Annotated in this window: 20 protein-coding genes and 3 tRNA genes; 17 read left to right on the forward strand and 6 right to left on the reverse strand. The window is 28.9% G+C overall.

The features are described 5' to 3' along the window. From ACTT9D_RS04765 to ACTT9D_RS04795, 7 genes are all read left to right on the forward strand, one after another. On the forward strand, positions 1 to 1,283 hold a 1,283-nt coding region (locus tag ACTT9D_RS04765), incomplete at its 5' end, for a TrkH family potassium uptake protein (RefSeq protein WP_440930669.1). A 32-nt stretch (positions 1,284 to 1,315) separates the two neighbouring features. Beyond that, positions 1,316 to 1,392 (forward strand) — tRNA-Arg (locus ACTT9D_RS04770). 131 nt (positions 1,393 to 1,523) lie between these two features. Next, positions 1,524 to 2,564, forward strand: a complete 1,041-nt coding sequence (locus tag ACTT9D_RS04775; RefSeq protein WP_014953196.1) for an amino acid ABC transporter substrate-binding protein — start codon at positions 1,524 to 1,526, stop codon at positions 2,562 to 2,564. A 63-nt stretch (positions 2,565 to 2,627) separates the two neighbouring features. Beyond that, the gene (locus ACTT9D_RS04780; RefSeq protein ID WP_440930670.1) at positions 2,628 to 3,779 is read left to right on the forward strand and encodes an amino acid ABC transporter permease; all 1,152 of its coding nucleotides are present in this window, start codon (positions 2,628 to 2,630) and stop codon (positions 3,777 to 3,779) included. Positions 3,780 to 3,782: 3 nt separating this feature from the next. Next, positions 3,783 to 5,225: an amino acid ABC transporter permease gene (locus ACTT9D_RS04785; RefSeq protein WP_440930671.1), complete on the forward strand. Its 1,443-nt coding sequence runs from the start codon at positions 3,783 to 3,785 to the stop codon at positions 5,223 to 5,225. Between the two features lie 3 nt (positions 5,226 to 5,228). Beyond that, positions 5,229 to 5,963 (forward strand): amino acid ABC transporter ATP-binding protein, encoded by a 735-nt coding sequence (locus ACTT9D_RS04790; RefSeq protein ID WP_440930672.1) that lies wholly within the window; start codon positions 5,229 to 5,231, stop codon positions 5,961 to 5,963. A gap of 163 nt (positions 5,964 to 6,126) precedes the next feature. Continuing rightward, entirely contained in the window at positions 6,127 to 6,498 is a 372-nt protein-coding gene (locus tag ACTT9D_RS04795; RefSeq protein ID WP_440930673.1) for a helix-turn-helix domain-containing protein, read from the forward strand. A gap of 4 nt (positions 6,499 to 6,502) precedes the next feature. Here ACTT9D_RS04795 and ACTT9D_RS04800 read toward each other — a convergent pair. Both ACTT9D_RS04800 and ACTT9D_RS04805 read right to left on the reverse strand, forming a co-directional pair. Beyond that, a tRNA-Asn gene (locus ACTT9D_RS04800) sits at positions 6,503 to 6,578 on the reverse strand. A gap of 53 nt (positions 6,579 to 6,631) precedes the next feature. Next, a tRNA-Cys gene (locus ACTT9D_RS04805) sits at positions 6,632 to 6,705 on the reverse strand. A gap of 120 nt (positions 6,706 to 6,825) precedes the next feature. On the opposite strand from ACTT9D_RS04805, the gene ACTT9D_RS04810 reads away from it, so the two are divergent. The 10 genes from ACTT9D_RS04810 to phoB all read left to right on the forward strand — a co-directional run bounded on the left by ACTT9D_RS04810 (position 6,826) and on the right by phoB (position 19,570). Further along, a complete protein-coding gene (locus ACTT9D_RS04810; protein WP_440930674.1) occupies positions 6,826 to 9,453 on the forward strand; it encodes a valine--tRNA ligase in 2,628 nt (875 codons plus the stop codon). Next, the gene (ilvD, locus tag ACTT9D_RS04815; protein WP_440909481.1) at positions 9,453 to 11,171 is read left to right on the forward strand and encodes a dihydroxy-acid dehydratase; all 1,719 of its coding nucleotides are present in this window, start codon (positions 9,453 to 9,455) and stop codon (positions 11,169 to 11,171) included. The genes ACTT9D_RS04810 and ilvD overlap by 1 nt, the downstream gene beginning before the upstream one ends. Beyond that, entirely contained in the window at positions 11,171 to 12,376 is a 1,206-nt protein-coding gene (locus ACTT9D_RS04820) for a sugar phosphate nucleotidyltransferase (protein WP_440930675.1), read from the forward strand. The genes ilvD and ACTT9D_RS04820 overlap by 1 nt, the downstream gene beginning before the upstream one ends. Continuing rightward, positions 12,377 to 13,534, forward strand: a complete 1,158-nt coding sequence (locus tag ACTT9D_RS04825; RefSeq protein WP_440930676.1) for an ATP-binding protein — start codon at positions 12,377 to 12,379, stop codon at positions 13,532 to 13,534. It begins immediately after the preceding gene. 106 nt (positions 13,535 to 13,640) lie between these two features. Beyond that, a complete protein-coding gene (locus tag ACTT9D_RS04830; protein ID WP_014953206.1) occupies positions 13,641 to 14,660 on the forward strand; it encodes a substrate-binding domain-containing protein in 1,020 nt (339 codons plus the stop codon). A gap of 111 nt (positions 14,661 to 14,771) precedes the next feature. Then, positions 14,772 to 16,175 carry a phosphate ABC transporter permease subunit PstC gene (pstC, locus tag ACTT9D_RS04835; protein WP_440930677.1) on the forward strand — a complete coding sequence of 468 codons (1,404 nt, stop codon included), beginning with the start codon at positions 14,772 to 14,774 and terminating at the stop codon, positions 16,173 to 16,175. After that, positions 16,168 to 17,430 (forward strand): phosphate ABC transporter permease PstA, encoded by a 1,263-nt coding sequence (gene pstA, locus ACTT9D_RS04840; RefSeq protein WP_440930678.1) that lies wholly within the window; start codon positions 16,168 to 16,170, stop codon positions 17,428 to 17,430. The genes pstC and pstA overlap by 8 nt, the downstream gene beginning before the upstream one ends. Further along, positions 17,431 to 18,192, forward strand: coding sequence for a phosphate ABC transporter ATP-binding protein PstB (gene pstB / locus ACTT9D_RS04845; RefSeq protein WP_014953209.1), 762 nt, complete (start codon positions 17,431 to 17,433; stop codon positions 18,190 to 18,192). It abuts the gene before it with no gap. 3 nt (positions 18,193 to 18,195) lie between these two features. Next, positions 18,196 to 18,888: a phosphate signaling complex protein PhoU gene (phoU, locus tag ACTT9D_RS04850; protein WP_014953210.1), complete on the forward strand. Its 693-nt coding sequence runs from the start codon at positions 18,196 to 18,198 to the stop codon at positions 18,886 to 18,888. A 1-nt stretch (position 18,889) separates the two neighbouring features. Next, a complete protein-coding gene (gene phoB, locus ACTT9D_RS04855; protein ID WP_440930679.1) occupies positions 18,890 to 19,570 on the forward strand; it encodes a phosphate regulon transcriptional regulator PhoB in 681 nt (226 codons plus the stop codon). Positions 19,571 to 19,576: 6 nt separating this feature from the next. Here phoB and ACTT9D_RS04860 read toward each other — a convergent pair whose 3' ends face one another. Genes ACTT9D_RS04860 through ACTT9D_RS04875 form a run of 4 tightly spaced genes read right to left on the reverse strand, consistent with a single transcriptional unit; the run spans position 19,577 to position 21,810 of the window. Next, positions 19,577 to 19,798, reverse strand: a complete 222-nt coding sequence (locus ACTT9D_RS04860; RefSeq protein WP_014953212.1) for a DUF6552 family protein — start codon at positions 19,796 to 19,798, stop codon at positions 19,577 to 19,579. Between the two features lie 49 nt (positions 19,799 to 19,847). Then, a complete protein-coding gene (locus tag ACTT9D_RS04865; RefSeq protein WP_440930680.1) occupies positions 19,848 to 20,255 on the reverse strand; it encodes a Fur family transcriptional regulator in 408 nt (135 codons plus the stop codon). Positions 20,256 to 20,261: 6 nt separating this feature from the next. Then, positions 20,262 to 21,065, reverse strand: a complete 804-nt coding sequence (locus ACTT9D_RS04870; protein ID WP_440930681.1) for a metal ABC transporter permease — start codon at positions 21,063 to 21,065, stop codon at positions 20,262 to 20,264. A 1-nt stretch (position 21,066) separates the two neighbouring features. After that, positions 21,067 to 21,810, reverse strand: coding sequence for an ATP-binding cassette domain-containing protein (locus tag ACTT9D_RS04875; protein ID WP_440930682.1), 744 nt, complete (start codon positions 21,808 to 21,810; stop codon positions 21,067 to 21,069). Positions 21,811 to 21,856 lie beyond the last annotated feature (46 nt).

Genomic DNA, 21,856 nt, shown 5'->3' on the forward strand with positions numbered 1-21,856 from the left:
CACTTATAGATTCATTAGTTATTTCTTTAACTTTCTATAAAATTAAAACTCACGATAATAAGCCTAATATCTTTGATAAGATCTTAACAATTTTATTTGGATATTTTTTACTACCATTAGTTTTATCCATACCTTTTTATTTTAGTATTTATAATATTTCTTTTATAAATGCTTTTTTTGAGAGTGTTTCTGGTTTTACTTCAACGGGATTTTCTTCATTCGATAATATAAATCGTATTGACCAAAGTTTAATCTTATGGAGATCTTCAATTCAATGGATTGGAGGTTTTTATTTTTTATTTTCTATTATTTTTTTAATTGATATTTTTGATGAGAGTCTAAAAAAATCGTTAACTAATTTTTTTTCATTTAATAGTTCTGAAATAATAAAACAAACAAGTAAAATTTTTATATTATATTCATCTTTAACTATTATAATCTTTATAACTTTAAATTTATTTGGTATTCGAACCTTTAATTCATTTAACTTATCGATGACAATTATTTCATCAGGGGGATATTTACCAGTAAATGAAATTTCAACAATTTTAAATTCAGATATTAAAAAATTAGTTTTTTCGTTATTAATGTTAATTTCTTATTTTAGTATTTTCTTTATTTATAATTTAGTTTTCTTTAAAGAAAGAAATAAAGATTTTTTTTATGAAGATTTTCATTTAGTTTTATATTTAATAATCTTACTTTCAATTTTTTTCATTTTCTTTAGCTTTGATAGTGATTTTATTGATATTTTTTTTTCAATATCGAGTAGTATTTCTAATATTGGTTTTTCAACTGGTTTGCCGAATTTAAATTTAAGTTTTATCTACATTATTTTGGTGATTATAGGAGGATCCTTTTTTTCAACAAGCTCCGGATTAAGATTTATAAGAATTTATAGCTTACTGAAGTTTTCTTTAAATCAAGTTCTTTCTTTTAGTAAACCAAGAAATATTTTTATGAGTAAGTTAGCTTTTTCAAAAATAAATTTTAATTTTGATGTTATAAATAAATATTTTTTATCTATAATAATATTTATTATATCTTTGTTTTCTTTAACAATATTACTTAGTATTTTCGATATTGAATTTGAACAAAGTATAAAGTTAGCTGTGCTGACTTTGATGAATACTGTTAATTCATCATCTTATGGATTAGGTGATTTTAATTTTAACAATCTTCATTTTCTCAATAAATACTGCCTTATAGTCTTTATGATTATCGGTAGAATTGAATTATTGACAATTTTATTAATTTTAAAAAAATATCTTTTTAAAAATTAATTTTGTAATATATAGAGAATACAAATCTATTTGCGCCCTTAGCTCAGCTGGATAGAGCATCGGTTTTCTAAACCGAGGGTCGTAGGTTCGAATCCTTCAGGGCGCGCCATCAAATTTGCTTAGTATATAGTGGCCTTTTTGCTCTTGCACTGAGTATCTGAACATGATTAAATTCCGCGAATTCAAATTAAATTTTGAATTATTTGTTAACAAATAAATAAACAAACAAAAGGAAGAATAATGTTTAAATACTTAAAACAATTTACTTCTTTAGTAGCAATGGTTGCTGTGTTGTTTACTTTTACAACAGAGTCTATGGCTGCTAAAAAATCTAAAACTCTTAAAAACACTCAAAAGAAAGGTTTTGTAAGATGTGGAGTATCTCAAGGTCTTCCAGGATTTTCTAATGCTGATGCATCAGGAAATTGGACTGGAGTAGACGTTGATGTATGTAGAGCAGTAGCTGCTGCAGTATTAGGTGATGCAAATAAAGTTAAATTTACACCACTAAGTGCTAAAGAAAGATTCACAGCTCTAACTTCTGGTGAGATTGATATCTTATCAAGAAACACAACTTGGACACTTTCGAGAGACGCTGACATTGGTCTTACTTTCGTAGGTGTAAACTTCTACGATGGTCAAGGTTTCATGGTTAGAAAAAGTTCAGGAATTACTTCAACAAGCCAATTCAAAAATGGTATCTCTGCTTGTACAAACATTGGTACTACTACAGAGCTAAATATGAGAGACTTCTTTAATTCAAAAGGAATTTCTTATGAGCCAGTAGCTTTTGAAAAAGCTGACGAAGTTGTTGCTGCATACGATGCAGGTAGATGTGATACTTACACTACAGATAAATCTGGATTAGCTGCTCAAAGAACTAAAATGAGTAACCCAGATGAGCACATTGTATTACCAGAAACAATTTCTAAAGAGCCATTAGGTCCAGTTGTTAGACAAGGTGATGCTGTGTGGGAAGATATCGTAAGATGGTCTTTAAACACTATGATCGAAGCTGAAGAATATGGAATTACTTCAGCAAATGCAGACTCTATGAAAACTTCAGACAACCCAGCAATCAAAAGATTAGTTGGTGCTGAGGGTGAATTAGGTGCTGCTTTTGGTCTAGACAATGAGTGGAGCTTAAGAATTATTAAGCAAGTAGGTAACTACGGTGAAAGTTATAAAAGAAATATAGCTGACACAGGAATTTTACCAGACAGAGGTCCAAACCAATTGTGGACTAAAGGTGGAATTCTTTATGTACCACCTGCAAGATAATTGCATATTTAAATAGTTAAAAAGGGCTAGATTTTTCTAGCCCTTTTTTTTATAAATCCTGTAATGAATTTAAAGTTAAAAAATCTTATACCTCAATTAATTACACTTTTATTTGTAATAGCTATTTTTGGTTTTTTTTCTTACAACGCTCAAGTCAATATGGAGAACAGAGGTATTGATTTTGGTTATGGTTTCTTATCTCAAGAGTCTTCATTTGATGTTCAATTTTCATTAATTGAATACGATGGATCTCATTCATATTTCAGAGCTTATTTAGTAGGATTACTAAATACAATATTAGTTTCAGTCATAGGTATTATTTTTGCAACTATTTTGGGTGTAATAGTTGGTGTAGCTAGATTATCTCCAAATTATCTAATTAATAACTTTGCAGCATTCTATGTTGAATTTTTTAGAAATATTCCTTTACTACTACAAATTTTTTTCTGGTACTTTGCAGCATTAAGAGCCCTACCTCTACCTCAAGACGCTGAAGCAATGTTTGGAGTTTTCTTCTTAACAATTAAAGGATTATATGTACCTGCATTTATGTGGGAAAATTTTAATATTTTCTTTTATTCAATCGTTGCTGCAGTAATAGCAATTGTAGTTATAAGAATTCATGCAAAAAAAGTTCAAGAAACCCAAGGAAAACAATTACCTGTACTTTGGATTTCTATTGGTTTAATTCTAATCTTACCGTTATTAAGTTTTTTAATTGGAGGTGTAAGTCTTTCATTTGAAATTCCAAAATTAAAACAACTTGCAACTACTTCATTTATTTATGAAGGTGGTGTAAGTTTACCTCCAGAATTAATCGCTCTTACATTATCATTATCTCTTTATACAGCTACATTTATAGCTGAATGCGTTAGAGCCGGTATTCAAGGTGTAGGAAAAGGCCAAAAAGAAGCTGCAGCGTCTATTGGTTTAACGCCTAATCAAGTTTTAAAATTAGTTGTTATGCCTCAAGCGTTAAGAATTATAATTCCACCAACAACTAATCAATATTTAAATTTAACTAAAAATTCATCTTTAGCAGCAGCAATAGCATATCCTGACTTAGTTTTAGTTTTTGCAGGCACAGCTTTAATGCAAACTGGTAAAGCCATCGAGATAGTTTCTATTACGATGTTAACTTATTTAAGTTTAAGTATTTCAATCTCTATCTTAATGAATTGGTACAATAAAAAAATTGCTATTAAGGAAAAATAATTAATGTCAAAAATAAACTTAATGAAACCTGATAAAGAAAACTTAAATACTTTTTTGTATTTAGGGTCAGCATTATTTTTTATTGGTGTTTTAGATGTTTTTTTAAACTCATTTTTTGCTTCAAATATTACTGGATTTTTACCTACAACATTAAGTTTTTTATTCCCACTTATTATTGGTTTTATAGGTTTGTTTTTTATCAGAATAGAAAATAGCGGAATTAGATTTTTGGATTTAATAAATAAGAATATTAACACTACAAATTTTAACGCAATTTTATCATTATTAATTATCTTTATAATTATTAAATCAACTCCACCTATATTTAGTTGGTTTATTGCAGATGCCAGCTTTGCAGGAGACAGTAAAGATGTTTGCTCAGGAACAGGCGCTTGTTGGACTTATATTAAAGTTTGGTTTAGAAGATTTTTATACGGAATGTATCCTAATGCTGAACAATGGAGAATTAATTTATCATTTATAGCTTTAGCTTTACTTGGTTCAGTTGGATATTTTGCTACAGAAAAATTTAAAAAATATTTAACTTTATATTATGTGGTAATTTATCCATTTATTGCTTTTTTATTTATCTTTTTCTTTATTTCAGGTGGACCTGTATTTTTTGATTTTTCTTACGGAATAATTGCTGCAATAATTTCAATTATAGTTGGTTTCTTTATTCCGAGTAAATATAAGTTCTACTATTTCTTATTAGTTCCGATATCTCTTTATATACTTTTAAAGTATTTCATATTTTATGAGGAATTAATTGAATTAGGAAAGCTAGATGGCTTGAATTGGGTTGAGACAGGTGCGTGGGGAGGCTTGTCTTTAACTTTCATCATATCATTTTTCTGTTTAATTTTCTGTTTTCCAATTGGAATGGCATTTGCATTAGGAAGAAGATCAAGTTTTCCAATTATCAGGTATATTTCTGTAGGATTTATTGAATTTTGGAGAGGTGTTCCGTTAATTACTGTTTTGTTTATGTCAGCAGTAATGTTCCCAATGTTTTTACCAGAAGATTTTTTTATTGATAAATTAGTCAGAGCAATTATCGCAATTTCATTATTTGAAGCCGCATATGTAGCTGAAGTTATAAGAGGTGGTCTTCAAGCTTTACCAAGAGGTCAATACGAAGCTGCAAAATCTTTGGGTATGGGTTATTGGAAAATGCACATTTTTGTAATACTTCCACAAGCTTTGAAATTAGTAATACCTGGTATTGCCAATACTTTTTTAGCTTTAGTAAAAGATACTCCTTTGATTTTTGTTGTTGGATTATTAGAAATTGTTGGAATGTTAAATTTAGCAAAAACTAATCCAGAATGGTTAGGATTTGCAATGGAAGGCTATGTATTTGCTGCAATAATTTTCTGGATTATTTGTTATGCAATGAGTAAATATAGCTATAATTTAGAGAAAAAATATAAAACAGAAAGATAATTTATGTCAGATAGTATTATTCAAATTAAAAATATGAATAAATGGTTTGGAGATTTTCAAGTTTTAAAAGACATAAATTTAGAAGTAAATTCACAACAAAAAATTGTTGTTTGTGGACCATCTGGGTCAGGTAAATCTACGTTAATTAGATGTATAAACAGATTAGAGGAACATCAAGAAGGTGACATCATAGTTGATGGAACAACTTTAACAGAAGATACAAAAAATATTGAACAAATTAGAGCAGAAGTTGGAATGGTATTCCAACAATTCAATTTATTTCCACATTTATCAATTTTAGACAACTGCACATTAGCTCCAATTTGGGTTAAAAAATTACCAAAAAAAGAAGCAGAAGAAATTGCTCTAAAACATTTAGAAAGAGTGCAAATTTTAGATCAAGCACAGAAATATCCTGGTCAATTATCAGGGGGTCAACAACAAAGGGTAGCCATTGCTAGAGCTTTATGCATGAAACCAAAGATTATGTTATTTGATGAACCTACATCAGCTCTTGATCCTGAAATGATTAAAGAAGTATTAGATGTAATGGTTGATTTAGCTAATGAAGGTATGACAATGATAGTAGTAACTCATGAAATGGGTTTTGCAAAAGAAGTTGCAGATCAAATGATATTTATGGATGAAGGTATGATTGTTGAAAAAGCTGAAACAAAAGAATTTTTTGCCAATCCTAAGAGTGATAGAACTAAACTTTTCTTAAGTCAGATACTTTAATAGCGTCAATTTACACGCATAATATTTAAAGATTTCATACAACTTAAGCTTGACGTCAAGTCTTAATATTCAATTTTTTTATAAAAAAAAATAATTTTATTGTTGCACAAGGTTTAAAAAACAGGTTGAATTCTATTTATACAAAATATTAAGAGGGGTCTTAATGGAAGATAATTTTAATAAGCATCTAGGTAATAAACTTAAACTTAGAAGATTAGCATTAGGTTTAACACAAACAAAAGTCGCAAAAGCAATCAACGTTACATTTCAACAAATACAAAAATATGAAAAAGGCACAAATGGAGTAAGTTCTATTAGATTACTTCAACTATCTAACTACTTAAAAGTGCCAATAAATTATTTTTTTGAGGATTTTTCAGAATATCTAGTTAATTTAGAAAAATCTCAAGAAGGTCACATGAATGTTAATTATAACTTTTTAGCTAAAGTTTACTCAGAATTGACACCTGATCAGAAAAATAAGTTTAACAAAACACTTCAGGTAAATAATCCAGGAATTTCAAAGGCTGTTTGATTTTTGGCTCCTCGGGCAGGACTCGAACCTGCGACCAATTGATTAACAGTCAACTGCTCTACCAACTGAGCTACCGAGGAATGTAAAAACCCCAACTTACTTTTTTTTCTGATTAAAACAAGAACATTTTTATTGGAGGCAACGCCCGGAATCGAACCGGGGTACAAGGATTTGCAATCCTCTGCGTAACCATTCCGCCACGTTGCCACTTGATACTCAAAATAAGTTACAATGGCTTTATAATTAAATTAAATCAATAGTCTATTAAATAACGATTTAATTTGATTATTGTTAATTTGAATTATTAAATTATAAACTAATTCTCTCATGAGTACTGATAAATATATACATTCTGATGTTGAAGATAGAATTTATTCTTATTGGGAAAAAAACGGTTTATTTAAACCTAAGCAGAGTTCACAACAATATTCTATAGTCATTCCACCTCCAAATGTAACTGGAAGTTTACATATGGGTCATGCTTTAAATAATTCCATTCAAGATTTGCTAGTTAGATATTACCGAATGAATGACTATGAAACTTTATGGCAGCCAGGCACTGACCATGCTGGTATAGCCACACAAGCCTTAGTGGAGAGAAAATTAGAAAAAGAAAACATAAATAAAAATGATATTGGAAGAGAAAAATTTATTGAAAAAGTTTGGGAATGGAAAAATCAATATGGCGATATCATAATAAACCAACTAAAAAAATTAGGCTGTTCATGTGATTGGAGTAGAAATGCGTTCACAATGGATGAAAATCTCTCAAAATCAGTAATTAAAGTTTTCGTAGATCTTCATAAAAAAGGATTAATTTATAAAGCTAAGAAATTAGTAAATTGGGATACTGTTCTTAAAACTGCAATTTCAGATTTAGAAGTTGATCAAAGAGAAATGAATTCTTTGATATATTACATTAAATATCCAATAGATAATTCTGATCAATTTATCACTATTGCAACAACTAGACCTGAAACAATGTTAGGTGATACCGCAATTGCAGTAAACCCATCTGACAAAAGATTTAAATCATTTGTTGGCAAAACTGTAACAATTCCAATTGTAGGAAGAAAAATTAAAATAATTGAAGATGATTACGCTGATCCTGAACAGGGGACGGGTGCTTTGAAAATTACACCTGCGCATGATTTTAATGACTATGATGTAGGTTCTAGAAATAATTTAGAAATAATTAATGTATTTACGGAAGAAGGAAAAATTAATGAAAATGCCCCACAAAAATATATTGGTCTTAATAGATTTGATGCAAGAAAGAAAATCTTAAAAGAATTAAAAGAAAAAGATTTTTTTGTAAAAGAAGAAAATATCAAAAATAAAGTTCCTTATGGAGATAGATCTAACTCTGTTATTGAACCATATTTAACTGATCAATGGTTTGTTGATGCAGAAAAATTAGCGATCAAAGCTAAAGAGATAGTTAATAATAAAAAAACAAATTTTTTTCCAGAAAATTGGTCAAAAACATATTTTCAATGGATGAATAATATTGAGCCTTGGTGTATTTCAAGACAACTTTGGTGGGGACATCAAATACCTGCTTGGTATGGTCCAGATGAAAAAATATTTGTTGCTGAAAATGAAGATGATGCAAAAAAACAAGCTAAAGAATTTTATAAAAAGGATGTTGAGTTAAATAGAGATCCTGATGTTTTAGATACTTGGTTCTCATCAGGTCTATGGCCTTTTGCAACTTTAGGATGGCCTGAAAAAACAGAAGAGTTAAATAAGTTTTACCCAACAACAGTTCTTGTAACTGGTTTTGATATTATCTTTTTCTGGGTTGCTAGAATGATGATGTTCGGAATGGAATTTTTAAACAAAGAACCATTTAAAGATATTTATGTTCATGCATTAGTTAGAGATGAAAAAGGACAAAAAATGTCAAAGTCTAAAGGAAATGTTATTGATCCTTTAGATTTGATAAATCAATATAGTGCTGATGCATTAAGATTTACTTTATTATCAATGGCATCACCCGGTACAGATGTAAAATTATCTGAAGACAGAGTTAAAGGTTATAGAAACTTTTTAAATAAATTATGGAATGCTAATAATTTTTTAATAACTAATAAGTGTGATTTTTCATCGACAAATGAAGTACCTAAATTATCTTTAAATATTAATAAATGGATCTATTCAGAATTAATACAAACAAAAAACACTGTAGAAAAAAATCTTAAAGATTATCGTTTTGATGAGGCAGCAAAAAATGCCTATAAATTTGCATGGAACTCATATTGTGATTGGTACTTAGAACTATCAAAAACGATACTATTTTCAGATAAAGAAGAAGATATTAGTGAAGTTAAGAAAGTATCTTCTTATGTTTTTAAACAGATTTTAGTGATGCTCCATCCATTTATTCCATTTGTTACAGAAGAAATATGGTTAAAAAATAAATTTGATAATTCAGGTAAAGATTTTTTAATGCATCATAACTGGCCATCTGGTGAAGCTAAAATTGATCAATCTCAAAAAGATGTAGAAAAAATTATTGATATAATTTCTGAACTTAGATCATTTAAAAATGAATTAAATGTAAGTCCTGGGTCTTTTACAACAATATCAATTAGTAATTTATCTAAAGAAACTAAGAAATTTGTAAATGACAATAGTACTGTTTTGAAAAAACTTGGAAGAGTTAATGAGTTTTTAAAAGATGACCAAAATAAATCATCTGGATCAATGGTGATATCTGGTGAAATTTATAAGGTTTATTTCGATGAAAATGTAAATTTAACTTTGATAAAAGAAAATTTAGTAAAAAAACAAAGCAAATTAAAAGAAGAAGCTGATAAAATATCGAAGAGATTATCCAACAAAGGTTTCGTAGATAGAGCCCCAAAAGATATTGTTGAACAAGAAAAATCTAATTATAATAATTTAGAAAATGATATAAAAAAATTATCACTAACCATTGAAAGCTTATAATGAAAAAATTTAACAAAAAGAAACTACCAAGTAGACATACATCAATAGGTCCAGATAGAGCACCACATAGATCATTCTATTATGCTATGGGTGAAACTGAAAAAGACGTATCAAAACCATTTGTAGGCGTTGTATCTACTTGGAATGAGGCTGCACCTTGCAATATAGCTTTAATGAGACAGGCTCAATCAGTTAAAAAAGGTGTAAGAGCTTCTGGTGGTACTCCAAGAGAATTTTGTACAATTACTGTTACAGACGGTATTGCAATGGGACATGAAGGAATGAAATCTTCATTAATCTCAAGAGAAGTTATAGCTGACTCTGCTGAATTAACCGTAAGAGGGCACTGTTATGATGCTTTAGTTGGTATTGCTGGTTGTGATAAATCTTTACCAGGCTTAATGATGTCGATGGTTAGACTTAACGTACCGAGTGTATTTATTTATGGTGGATCAATTCTCCCAGGAAGATACAAAGGAAAAGATGTAACTGTAGTTGATGTATTTGAAGCTGTTGGAAAACATTCTTCAGGACAAATGTCAGCAGCAGAACTTAGAAAATTAGAACTTGTTGCGTGTCCAAGTGCAGGTGCTTGTGGTGGGCAATTTACTGCTAATACTATGGCATGTGTTTCAGAAGCCATTGGTTTAGCTCTTCCTTACTCTGCCGGAACTCCAGCTCCTTACGAAGAAAGAGATAAATACGCAAAAGAAAGTGGAAAACAAGTAATGAACTTATTGGCTAAAGGTATTAAGCCAAGAGATATTGTTACAAGAAAAGCTTTAGAAAATGCAGCAACAATTGTTGCAGCAACTGGCGGTTCAACTAATGCAGCTCTACATTTACCTGCAATTGCAAATGAAGCTGGAATTAAATTTGATTTAATGGATGTTGCAAAAATATTTAAAAGAACTCCTTATCTTGCAGATTTAAAACCTGGTGGAAAATATGTTGCAAAAGATATGTGGTTAGCAGGGGGTGTTCCAATGTTATTAAAAACTCTTTATGATGGCGGGTACATTCATGGTGACTGTATGACAGTTACAGGCAAAACTATGAAAGAAAATTTAAGAAATATTAAATTTAATCCAAAACAAAAAGTTTTAAGAGCATACAATAATCCACTATCTCCAGATGGAGGTGTTGTTGGATTAAAAGGTAACTTGGCGCCTGAAGGTGGAATAGTAAAAATTGCTGGATTAAAAAAATTACAGTTTACTGGAAGAGCTAGATGTTTTGATAATGAAGAAAGTGCAATGAAAGCAGTTCAAACAAGAAAATATAAAGACGGTGATGTAATTATTATTAGATACGAAGGACCAGTAGGTGGACCTGGTATGAGAGAGATGTTATCAACAACTGGTGCAATTTATGGTCAAGGTAAAGGCGAAAAAGTTGCTCTTATTACTGATGGAAGATTTTCAGGAGCTACTAGAGGTTTTTGTGTGGGTCACGTTGGACCAGAGGCAGCATTAGGTGGACCTATAGCATTGCTTAGAAATGGAGATATCATTGATATAGATGCTAAGAAAGGAACAATTAATGTTCGACTAACTAAAGCACAATTAGCTTCAAGAAGAAAAAAATGGAAAGCTAAAAAATCAGATTTTGGATCAGGAACTTTATGGAAATACGCACAAACTGTTGGACCAGCTTATTTGGGAGCTCCAACACATCCTGGTAAGAAAAAAGAGGTTAAAGAATACTCAAAAATTTAATGAAAATTCGTCCAGTAATTTTGTGTGGTGGGGCTGGAACTAGACTTTGGCCTAATTCTAAAAATCATCAAGCAAAACAATTCATTGATTTTGGTAATTGGACTTTATTAGGCAAAACCTTAGAGAGAGTTAAAGGATCAATATTTGATGCTCCAATTATAAGTACTAACGCAAAATATCTTAAACAAGTTAAGCAACACTTAAAAAGACACAAAATTAAGAAATATAAAATTGTTTTAGAACCGGCAAAAAGAAATACAGCTCCAGCAATTTTAAGCACTGCTTTAATAAAAGATATTCCAAACGAACAAGCTTTAATGTTTTTTTCAGCAGATCACTTAATTGAAAAAGTAAGTATTTTTAATAGATCAATTAGCAAGAACAAATCTAATTTGAACAATCAAAATATATTTATATTTGGAATTAAACCAACTTCGCCATCTAGTGAATATGGTTATTTTTTAACAAAAAGAATTAAAGGAAATATTAATAAAGTAACAAAATTTATTGAAAAACCAAAAGAAGTAAAAGCAAAACAAGTCATTAAAAAGAAAGGTTATTGGAATTCAGGAATGTTCTTTTTAAGAAAAGACTCGATAATTAATAACTTTAAGAAATATCAACCCACTATTTATAGAAATTGTATTAAGGCTGTAGATAAAGCTAAATATAAATCTAATACTTATTATCTCAATAAAGCTTCATTTATAAAAGCTACTGCAAAATCATTTGATTATGCAATCCTAGAAAAAACAAAACAAATCAATGCAATAAAATTAGATATACCATGGTCAGATCTTGGAAGTTGGAAAGAAATATTAAAGATGTATGACAAAAATAAGAATAAATACATCAAGAAGAAAAATGTATTTTATAGACCTTGGGGTAGATACACTAATTTATTTGAGGGTAAAGAATTCTTGATTAAAGAGTTATTTGTAAAACCAAAAGGAATATTAAGTCTTCAAAAACATCACCATAGAGCTGAACACTGGTTAGTAACCCAAGGAAATCCAAAGATAACTTTAAATAAAGATAGTTTTATTAAAAAACCATTTGAACATATTTTTATTCCATTAGAGGCGATACATAGAATTCAAAATTCTGGAAATAAACCAGTTAAGATAGTTGAAGCTCAAGTAGGATCTATTCTAAAGGAAACAGATATTGTCAGATATCAAGATGTTTATGGAAGAGTAAAATAAGTGGATTTATTAAACTTTATACTTTTATTTATCATAGCTGTTTTAATTTTTTTTCTCCTTAAAAAAGAAAAAGTATTAGGTATTAACACTGAAGACAAAAATGATAATGAAAAAATTAAAATAATAGAAAATAAAGATTATAGAGGAAGTATATATAATTTATTAAATTATATCCCAGAAGGAGTTATTGTTGTAGACAAGAGTAAAAAAATTTTATTTAGCAATAATTCAGCTACAAATTGGTTTCAGATAAAATTAAATGAAAATTTAAGTGGTTTTTTAAGAAACCCAGATTTGCTCAATTTTATAGATAAAGCCTTCAATGGCGAAAATTTATCAGATTTTGAGATAGAAATTCGAACACAATCAGTATCAAGACTTAATATCACTATATATTTAGATAAAAGAGACCTTTTCTTTGATGAAACTACATGTGTTTTATTTATCAGAGATCTAACTGAGTTTTATAAGTTTCAACAATTAAAATCTGACTTTGTTGCTAATGTTTCTCACGAACTAAGAACACCTTTGCAATCAATCAAAATGGGACTTGAAACATTCGAAAACAATTCTGAATTAAAAAATAATTCTGAGGTAAAAAATTTCCTTCCCGTAATGATTTCTCAATCTGAAAGAATGGAAAATTTAATAAGAGATTTACTTTCTTTATCAAAAATTGAATTACAAGAACATATAAGACCCACTCATGAAATTGATCTAATAGAATTATTAGAATTTGTTATTAAGACTTACGAAAAAATTATCAAAAAAGATAATATTAGTATTGTTTTAAATAAAACTGATAATTTTAAGATTATAGGTGATAGAGATAAACTAATTGAAATATTTACGAACCTTATTGATAATTCAATTAAATATAGCGATAAAAATAAAACCATTACAATTTCTACTAAAAAAGAAGGTGAAACAAATATAGTATCTGTAGAAGATCAAGGCATAGGAATACCTAAAGAACTAATACATAGAATCACTGAAAGATTTTTTACTGTTGATCCTAGCAAAAGTAGAAGTGTAGGAGGTACAGGACTAGGTTTGGCTATTGTTAAACATCTAGTTTCTCAACATAGAGCTGAAATGGATATAAATAGTGTGAAAAATGAAGGTACATCAATAAGTATTAAATTTAACGCTTTATAATTCAACTAAAAAGTTAGTCATTGTAACAAAACTTTAACCTTCCTTTAATAAATTATTTAAAATTAGAATTTAAATAGTTTCGTATATGAATCTTAAAAGGAGAATTATGAATAAATTAACAAGTATAATATTAAGTTGTCTTTTAGTGCTAAGTTTTACATCAATTAGTCACTCAAGAGACCAAATTAAAATTGTTGGCTCTTCAACTGTATATCCTTATGCAACAGTTGTAGCTGAAAAATTTGGTAAAGGCGGAAAGTTTAAAACCCCTGTTATTGAAAGTACAGGAACTGGCGGTGGAATGAAATTATTCTGCGCTGGTGTCGGTGTTAATCACCCTGATGTTACAAATGCATCTAGAGCAATTAAACCAAAAGAAAAAGCTTTATGTGAGAAGAATGGTGTTTCAGAAATTATCGAAATAGTTGTAGGAAACGATGGTATTTCTTTTGCTCATGCTGTGAATTCACCTGATGCTAACTTTACAAAAGAACAACTTTGGAGAGCTTTAGCTGCAAAAGTTGATGTAGATGGAAAATTAGTTGAAAATCCATATAAAAAATGGAGTGATATCGATGCTAGTCTTCCAAATAAGAAAATTGAGGTTTTAGTTGCACCACCTACTTCAGGCACAAGAGATGCTTGGAACTCCCTGGTTATGGTTAAAGGTTGTTCAAAAGAGGCTAAATCTTTATTTGGTGATAAAGCAAAAAAAGAATGTGCTAAAATCAGAGAAGACGGTTATGCGGTAGAAGCTGGTGAAAATGATACTTTAATAGTCCAAAAATTGACTTCAAATCCTGATGCTTATGGTTTCTTTGGTTATAGTTATCTAGTTGCAAACAAAGACAAAGTTAAAGCTGCTTCAATTGAAGGTGTTCAACCATCTCTAGAAGGTATCCAAGATTATTCATACCCGATTGCTAGACCATTGTTCTTTTACGTTAAAAAAGCTCATATTGGTGTAGTACCAGGTATCCAAGAATACCTTAAAGAATTTACATCAAAAAAAGCTATGAGTAACAGAGGTTATCTAGCTAAAATTGGTTTAGTTCCATTGGCTTCTGATAAATACGAAGTAACTAGAACTGCCGCGATTGATTTAAATATAATTAATATTAAGTAAAAATTAAATTTATTCACAAAAAAGGCCAGTATTTTACTGGCCTTTTTTTTTATTCAATTATTAAGTTAAATTGTAACAAAACTGTAACATTATACAGTTATCAGAAACATAATGAATTCTGTTCTAATTTTCTTAATCATAATATTTTCGTTATCATTATTTTTTTATGGAAAATCTAAAAGTAAGACTATTTCAATAAATAATAATATTAAATTAAATGCACTTCCAAAATTTTATGGTTATTACCTTGTATTATGGTGCTCCATTCCAGCATTAGTTTTTTTATTAGTTTGGTCATTATTTGAACCAGTAATAATTAAATCAATAATTATTGATACTGCTGCTAATCAAGGAGCAATTTTTAACAACAAAAACGAAGCAAATTTGATTTATGAAAAAATTAAAGCTATTCATTTAGGTACATATTTAGGTGACATAGATAGCATTCTCAAAGAAAGCGCATTGTCTTATGCAAAATTTATTAATTTATTTACAAATTCTAAAATAGTTCTAATTTTTGGAATTATCATTGCATCTATAATTTATTCATTAAATAAAATTAAGAACAATAATAAAGCCAGAGACGATGTAGAACTTATATTAAAAGGTCTTCTATTTGCCTCTTCTTTAATTGCTATATTAACTACATTAGGAATTATATTTTCACTGTTATTTGAAAGCATTAAGTTTTTTTCTGTAATAAATGTATTTGATTATTTGTTTGGAACTAATTGGAGTCCACAAAGGGCTTTTGTAAGAGATGCATCAGCAATAACAGAAGCAGAGTATGCTGAATTAAAAGATGCATTTGGTTTTATACCTTTAATTGCAGGCACATCTTTCATAGCTTTCATTGCAATGCTTGTTGCTGTACCTATTGGATTGTTCTCAGGTATATATATGGCTGAATATGCTTCAATTAAAATTAGAAGAGTTTCAAAACCAATTATTGAAATTTTAGCAGGCATACCAACTGTTGTTTACGGTTTTTTTGCAGCTTTAACGGTTGGACCTTTTTTTAGACAAGTTGGAGAAAGTTTTGGATTATCTGTTTCATCTGAAAGTGCTCTTGCAGCTGGACTTATTATGGGAATTATGATCATTCCTTACGTCTCATCTTTATCTGATGATGTAATTAATTCAGTACCTCAATCTTTACGTGATGGTTCTTATGCTATTGGTGCAACAAAATCAGAAACAATTAAAAAAGTTGTGATACCTGCGGCACTGCCAGGAATTATTGGATCAATTCTTTTAGCTGTATCTAGGGCAATTGGTGAAACTATGATTGTTGTAATGGCAGCAGGTTTAGCTGCTAACTTAACTATTAATCCATTGGAATCCACAACAACAATTACAACTCAAATTGTAATGATTTTAGTTGGCGACCAAGAATTTGATAGTCCAAAAACACAATCAGCGTTTGCTCTTGGATTAACACTTTTTATTGCAACATTGATTTTAAATTACATAGCCCAAAGAGCTGTTAAAAAATACAGAGAAAAATATGACTAAAGAAGAAAGATTAAAAAAAAGACATAGTGCAGAAAAAAGATTCAGGTTCTATGGTATCGCTTCAATTTTTGTCGCATTACTGTTTGTTCTAATTTTAGTTCAAAATATTTTTTCAAAAGGAAGTTCAGCTTTTATGAAAACTGCAATAAATGTTGAAGTATTTTTTGATCCTGAACTCATTGATGTTCAAAATGGAGCATCCATAGATGAAATTATGCAGTCAGACTTTTTTGATATTACGATTGAAACACTACTAAAAACATATCCTGTAAATGATTTTGACCAAGAAAATGAATTAATTGATCTATTTACCACTGATGCAGAATTAGAAATCAAAAGAGCTTTGATAGATAATAATAATTTGATTGGAAAAAGAATTAATTTAGAAATAACAGCATCAGATGATATCGATCAATTACATAAAGGAAATTATCCAAGAGATTTACCAGAGGACAGAAGACGGATATCAAATTTTCAACTACAAATTTATGATACTTTAGTTGAAAATAAAAAGATCGTTAAAAACTTTAACAATTATTTTTTTAAAAATGGAGATTCAAGAGACCCAGAATTAGCTGGTATAGGAGGAGCTTTAGTTGGTTCATTTTACAGTATCATAATATGTTTATTATTAGCATTTCCTGTAGCAGTTTTAGCATCAATATATTTAGAAGAATTTGCTCCTAAAAATAAGATTACTGACTTTATTGAAATAAATATTAATAACTTAGCCGCTGTACCATCAATTGTTTATGGACTGCTAGCGCTTCAAATACTTTTAGCAACTATTCAACTACCAAGGTCCACTCCATTAGTTGCTGGAATTACTTTAGCTTTAATGACTTTACCAAGAATTATTATTCCATGTAGAGCATCTTTAAAAGCTGTTCCACCATCTATAAGAGAAGGTGCTTTAGCTGTCGGTGCATCTAAATTTCAGTCAGTTTTTCATCATGTTGTTCCTTTAGCTTTACCTGGAACGTTATCAGGGACTATTATTGGATTAGCACAAGCATTGGGAGAAACTGCACCATTAATATTAATTGGAATGGTTGCATTTGTTGTTGATATTCCTTCAACTCCAATTGATCCATCATCTTCTTTACCTGTACAAGTGTATTTATGGTCTGAATCAGCAGAAAGAGGGTTTGTTGAAAAAACATCTGCTACTATAATGATGTTATTAAGTTTTTTAATTGTAATGAATTTTTTAGCAGTATATCTAAGACAAAAATTTGAAAAGAGATGGAATTAAATGAGTGATATAAAAATTAAATCAAAAAATTTAAATGTTTTTTATGGAGAAAAACAAGCCCTATTTGATGTTAATTTAGATTTAAATGAAAAAGAAGTCACTGCATTAATTGGACCATCTGGCTGTGGTAAGTCTACTTTTATAAGATGTCTAAATAGAATGAATGATGTCATAGATATTTGTAAAGTTACTGGAAATATTGAAATAGATGGAATTGAAATAAATGATAAAAATTTAGATGTTGTATCTCTAAGAGAAAGAGTAGGGATGGTCTTTCAAAAACCAAATCCATTTCCAAAAAGTATTTATGATAATATTTCTTATGGCCCCAAAATACATGGAAAAGGTGAAAGTAAAAGTGAACTTGATGAAATTGTTGAGAATAGTTTAAGAAAAGCTGCTCTATGGGAAGAGGTTAAAGATAGATTAGACGAACCAGGAACAGGTTTATCAGGTGGACAACAACAAAGATTATGTATAGCAAGAGCAATTTCTGTTAATCCAGAGGTAATCCTTATGGATGAACCTTGTTCAGCTCTAGACCCAATAGCAACTGCAAAAATTGAAGAATTAATAGATGAGTTAAAAAAAACCTATACAATTGTAATTGTTACTCACTCAATGGCACAAGCAGTAAGAGTTTCTCAAAAAACTGGCTTTTTTCATCTAGGAAAATTGATTGAAGTAGGAAAAACAGAGAAAATTTTTAAAAATCCTGACAACAAAATGACACAAGATTATATTACAGGTAGATTTGGATAAATTATGAGTAATGAACATACAGTAAAATCATATGAAGAAGAATTAAGACACTTAATTGACTCAGTAATTAAAATGGGAAGTCTAACAGAGTCACAAATGGTCGACTCTATGGATGCCATTATAAAAGTGGATAAAGATTCTATTGATAAAATTATTAAAAGTGATGAAGAGATTAATAAATTTAGATCTAAAATTGATACTCAAATAATGACCCTTTTAGTTAAAAGAGCACCAATGGCAATCGACCTTAGAGAAACAATAAGCTCTTTAAAAATCTCACAGGATCTTGAGAGAATTGGTGATTTATCAAAAAGTAATGCAAAAAAAGTTAAGCCCTTACCTTTAGATTTACCAGAAGAATTATTAGGAAATTTAAAAAGACTTGGTGATTTAGTTCTTAAACAATTAAATGATGTATTAGATAGCTTTGTTAATAAAGATTTTGATAAAGCTAAAGAGGTATGGGAAAAAGATGAACAAGTTGATGATCTTACATATATTGCTATGGAAAGTGTTATTGATTTCTTATCTAAAGATAAAAAGAATTTAGATTTTTCTACTCACTTAATATTTGCAACTAAAAATTTAGAAAGAGCAGGAGATCATATTACCAATATAGCTGAAAATGTTTGTTATTTGATTAAGGGTGAATATTTAAAAGGTAACAGACCAAAAGGAAAAGTTATCCAAGAATAAAATGAATGGTAAAATTTTTATTATTGAAGATGAACCTTCAATAATTCAATTAGTCCAACATAATCTTGAAAAAGAAGGTTTCATAGTATCTTCATCAGAAAATGGCAATGAAGGATTAAAACAATTAAAAAAATTTGAACCAAATTTGCTTTTGTTAGATTGGATGTTACCTGATTTATCAGGAATAGAAATTTGTAAAAATATAAGAAAAGATAATAAGTTTAAATCTTTACCAATAATTATGCTTACAGCAAAAGGTGAAGAAGAAGATAAAATCAAAGGTTTGGACAGTGGTGTAGATGATTATCTGACTAAACCATTTAGTTTTAATGAATTATTAGCAAGAATTAAAGCTATTCTTAGAAGATCTAATCCAGAGATAGTTTCTGACAATTTAGAATATCAAGATTTATTTTTGGACAGAATCGAAAAAAGAGTGTTTAGAAATAAAAAAGAAATAAAGCTAGGACCAACTGAATTTAGGTTGTTAGAATTCTTCCTAATGAATCCAAAAAGAGTTTATTCAAGAGATCAAATATTAGAAAATGTTTGGCCAAATAATGTAAACGTTGAAAGCAGAACAATTGATGTTCACATTAGAAGATTAAGACAATCTATAAATATTGATGATACAAAAGAACTAATTAGAACAGTTAGAGCTTCTGGTTATTCTTTAATATAAATTTTTCTATATTAAAATTTTATAAAAACCAATTAAGAATAAAGGTATCTGTAATCCAAAGTTAGTAAGTATTGCCTTATCTTTTGAGAGATATCCTGCTACCGTCCAACCAACTACACCTAAACCGTGGAAATATATATTAATAGGGTAGTAATTTAAATTTGTAAGCAATATTCCTGTTAAAACTAAGAATGTACTGATCCATTTTAGATATTTTTTAATAAACATTAGAAATGTTTATTTCAGTTTTGTTAAAGATTTATTAAAAAAAAATAATTTACTTACACTTTTTGCACAAACCAAATAACTCAAGGTTGTATCTTGTATAATTCATTCCAGAATTATCTTTAAAACTTTTCAAATATTTTGAAATTTTTGTGTCTTTAATTTCTTCAATATTTTCACATTTTTCACAAATAGAAAACGCTGTAGTCTTTGTGACATCACAATTTGTATTTTTACATGCTACGAAAGCATTTTTACTTTCTATTTTATGTATTTTACCAATCTCAATTAATTTATCTAAAGCTCTGTATACTTGGGGTGGAGCTTTAATACCTTTTTTTTTTACATCAAATAAAATGGAATAAGCTTTAAGTGGTTCATTAGAATTTTTGATTGTTTCAAGAACTATTTGTTGATTTTTTGAAAGAAATTCTTGTTTCATGTTTATAACTTTATTCATTATAGATTAGTTTTTCAATTGTGGAGACTGTTTTATTTTAAATAAAGATAATACAAATAAGAATAAAGAAGCAGCAATAATAGATGGACCTGATGCTGTATTAAATTCTAATGATGAAAAAAGACCTAAAACCACAGATAATAAACCTCCAATCACAGAAAATATAACCATCATTTTAGGACTACTAGAAATATTTCTAGCCATTGCCGCAGGTATAATTAACATACCGGTAATCAATAATAAACCAACCATTTTTATTGATATTGCAATTATTGCAGCCATTAAAATTGTGAAAATAATTTTAGATCTTTCTGGATTTAGACCCTCCGCTTCAGCAAGTTCATAATTAACTGTTGATGCAAATAAAGGTCTCCATATTAATTTAAGTATACAAAGAATAATTGCTCCACCAATCCAGATAACAGTAATATCTTTAACAGTAACAGCTAAAATATCTCCAAATAGTAATCCCATTACGTCAAATCTAATAAATGTTAAAAAACCAATAACAACTAATCCAACTGCCAATGAAGAATGAGCCAAAAGACCAAGTAAAGCATCTCCTGGTAAATTAGTTCTACTTTGAAGTTTAATTAAGATTATTGCAACAATTGAAGAAATTAGAAAAACAGAGAGAGCAATATTTAATTCAAATGTATAAGCAAGCGTAACACCCAATAAAGCTGAATGAGATAATGTATCTCCAAAGTATGATAATCTTCTCCAAATAACAAAACAACCAAGAGGTCCAGTGACTAAAGCGACCCCAATTCCAGCAATCAAAGCTCTTATAAAAAAATCATCTAACATTTTAATTTTTTTTTATTTCACCATCATTTGAATGAACATGATCATGATTATGTTCGTATAAAGCAAGAGTTTTTGAAGCTTGCTCACCAAATAAGGCTTTGTATTCATGATTTGATGCAACATCTATTGGTGAACCAGAACAACAAACATGACCATTTAAACAAACTACATGATCTGTAGCACTCATAACGGTATGAAGATCATGTGAAATTAATAGAATTCCACACTTTAATTCATCTGAAATTTTTTTGATTAATTCATATAAAGCAATTTCACCAGTATAATCAACACCTTGAACTGGTTCATCTAAAACTAAAAGTTCTGGTTTTTTAGATATTGCTCTTGCAAGTAATACTCTTTGAAATTCTCCTCCAGAAAGACTCCCTAGATTATTATTTTTTAAATGAAGAACTCCTGTTAAACCTAAAGCCTCATCAATTTGCTCGTCATTTATACTTTCAGTTAGATTCATAAAATCTTTAACTCTTAAAGGTAAAGTCCAATCAATAGATATTTTTTGAGGAACGTATCCAATTTTGTTAGTAAATTTTTCAACTTTACCTTCAATATTTTTATAAATACCAAGTGCTATTTTTGCAGTTGTACTTTTTCCTGATCCATTGGGACCTATAAGAGTTACAATTTTTCCTTTTTCTACACTTAAAGAAATTCCCTCAACAAGAATTTTATCTTTAATTTTAAATCCAGCATTTTCTAATTTTACTAGAATATTTTTAGAACTCATTTTATGTATTGACTTATAATTGTTATATTATTACATAGTGTTATAT

Origin of the sequence: Candidatus Pelagibacter sp., from assembly GCF_052049815.1 — a bacterium.
Lineage (GTDB): Bacteria > Pseudomonadota > Alphaproteobacteria > Pelagibacterales > Pelagibacteraceae > Pelagibacter.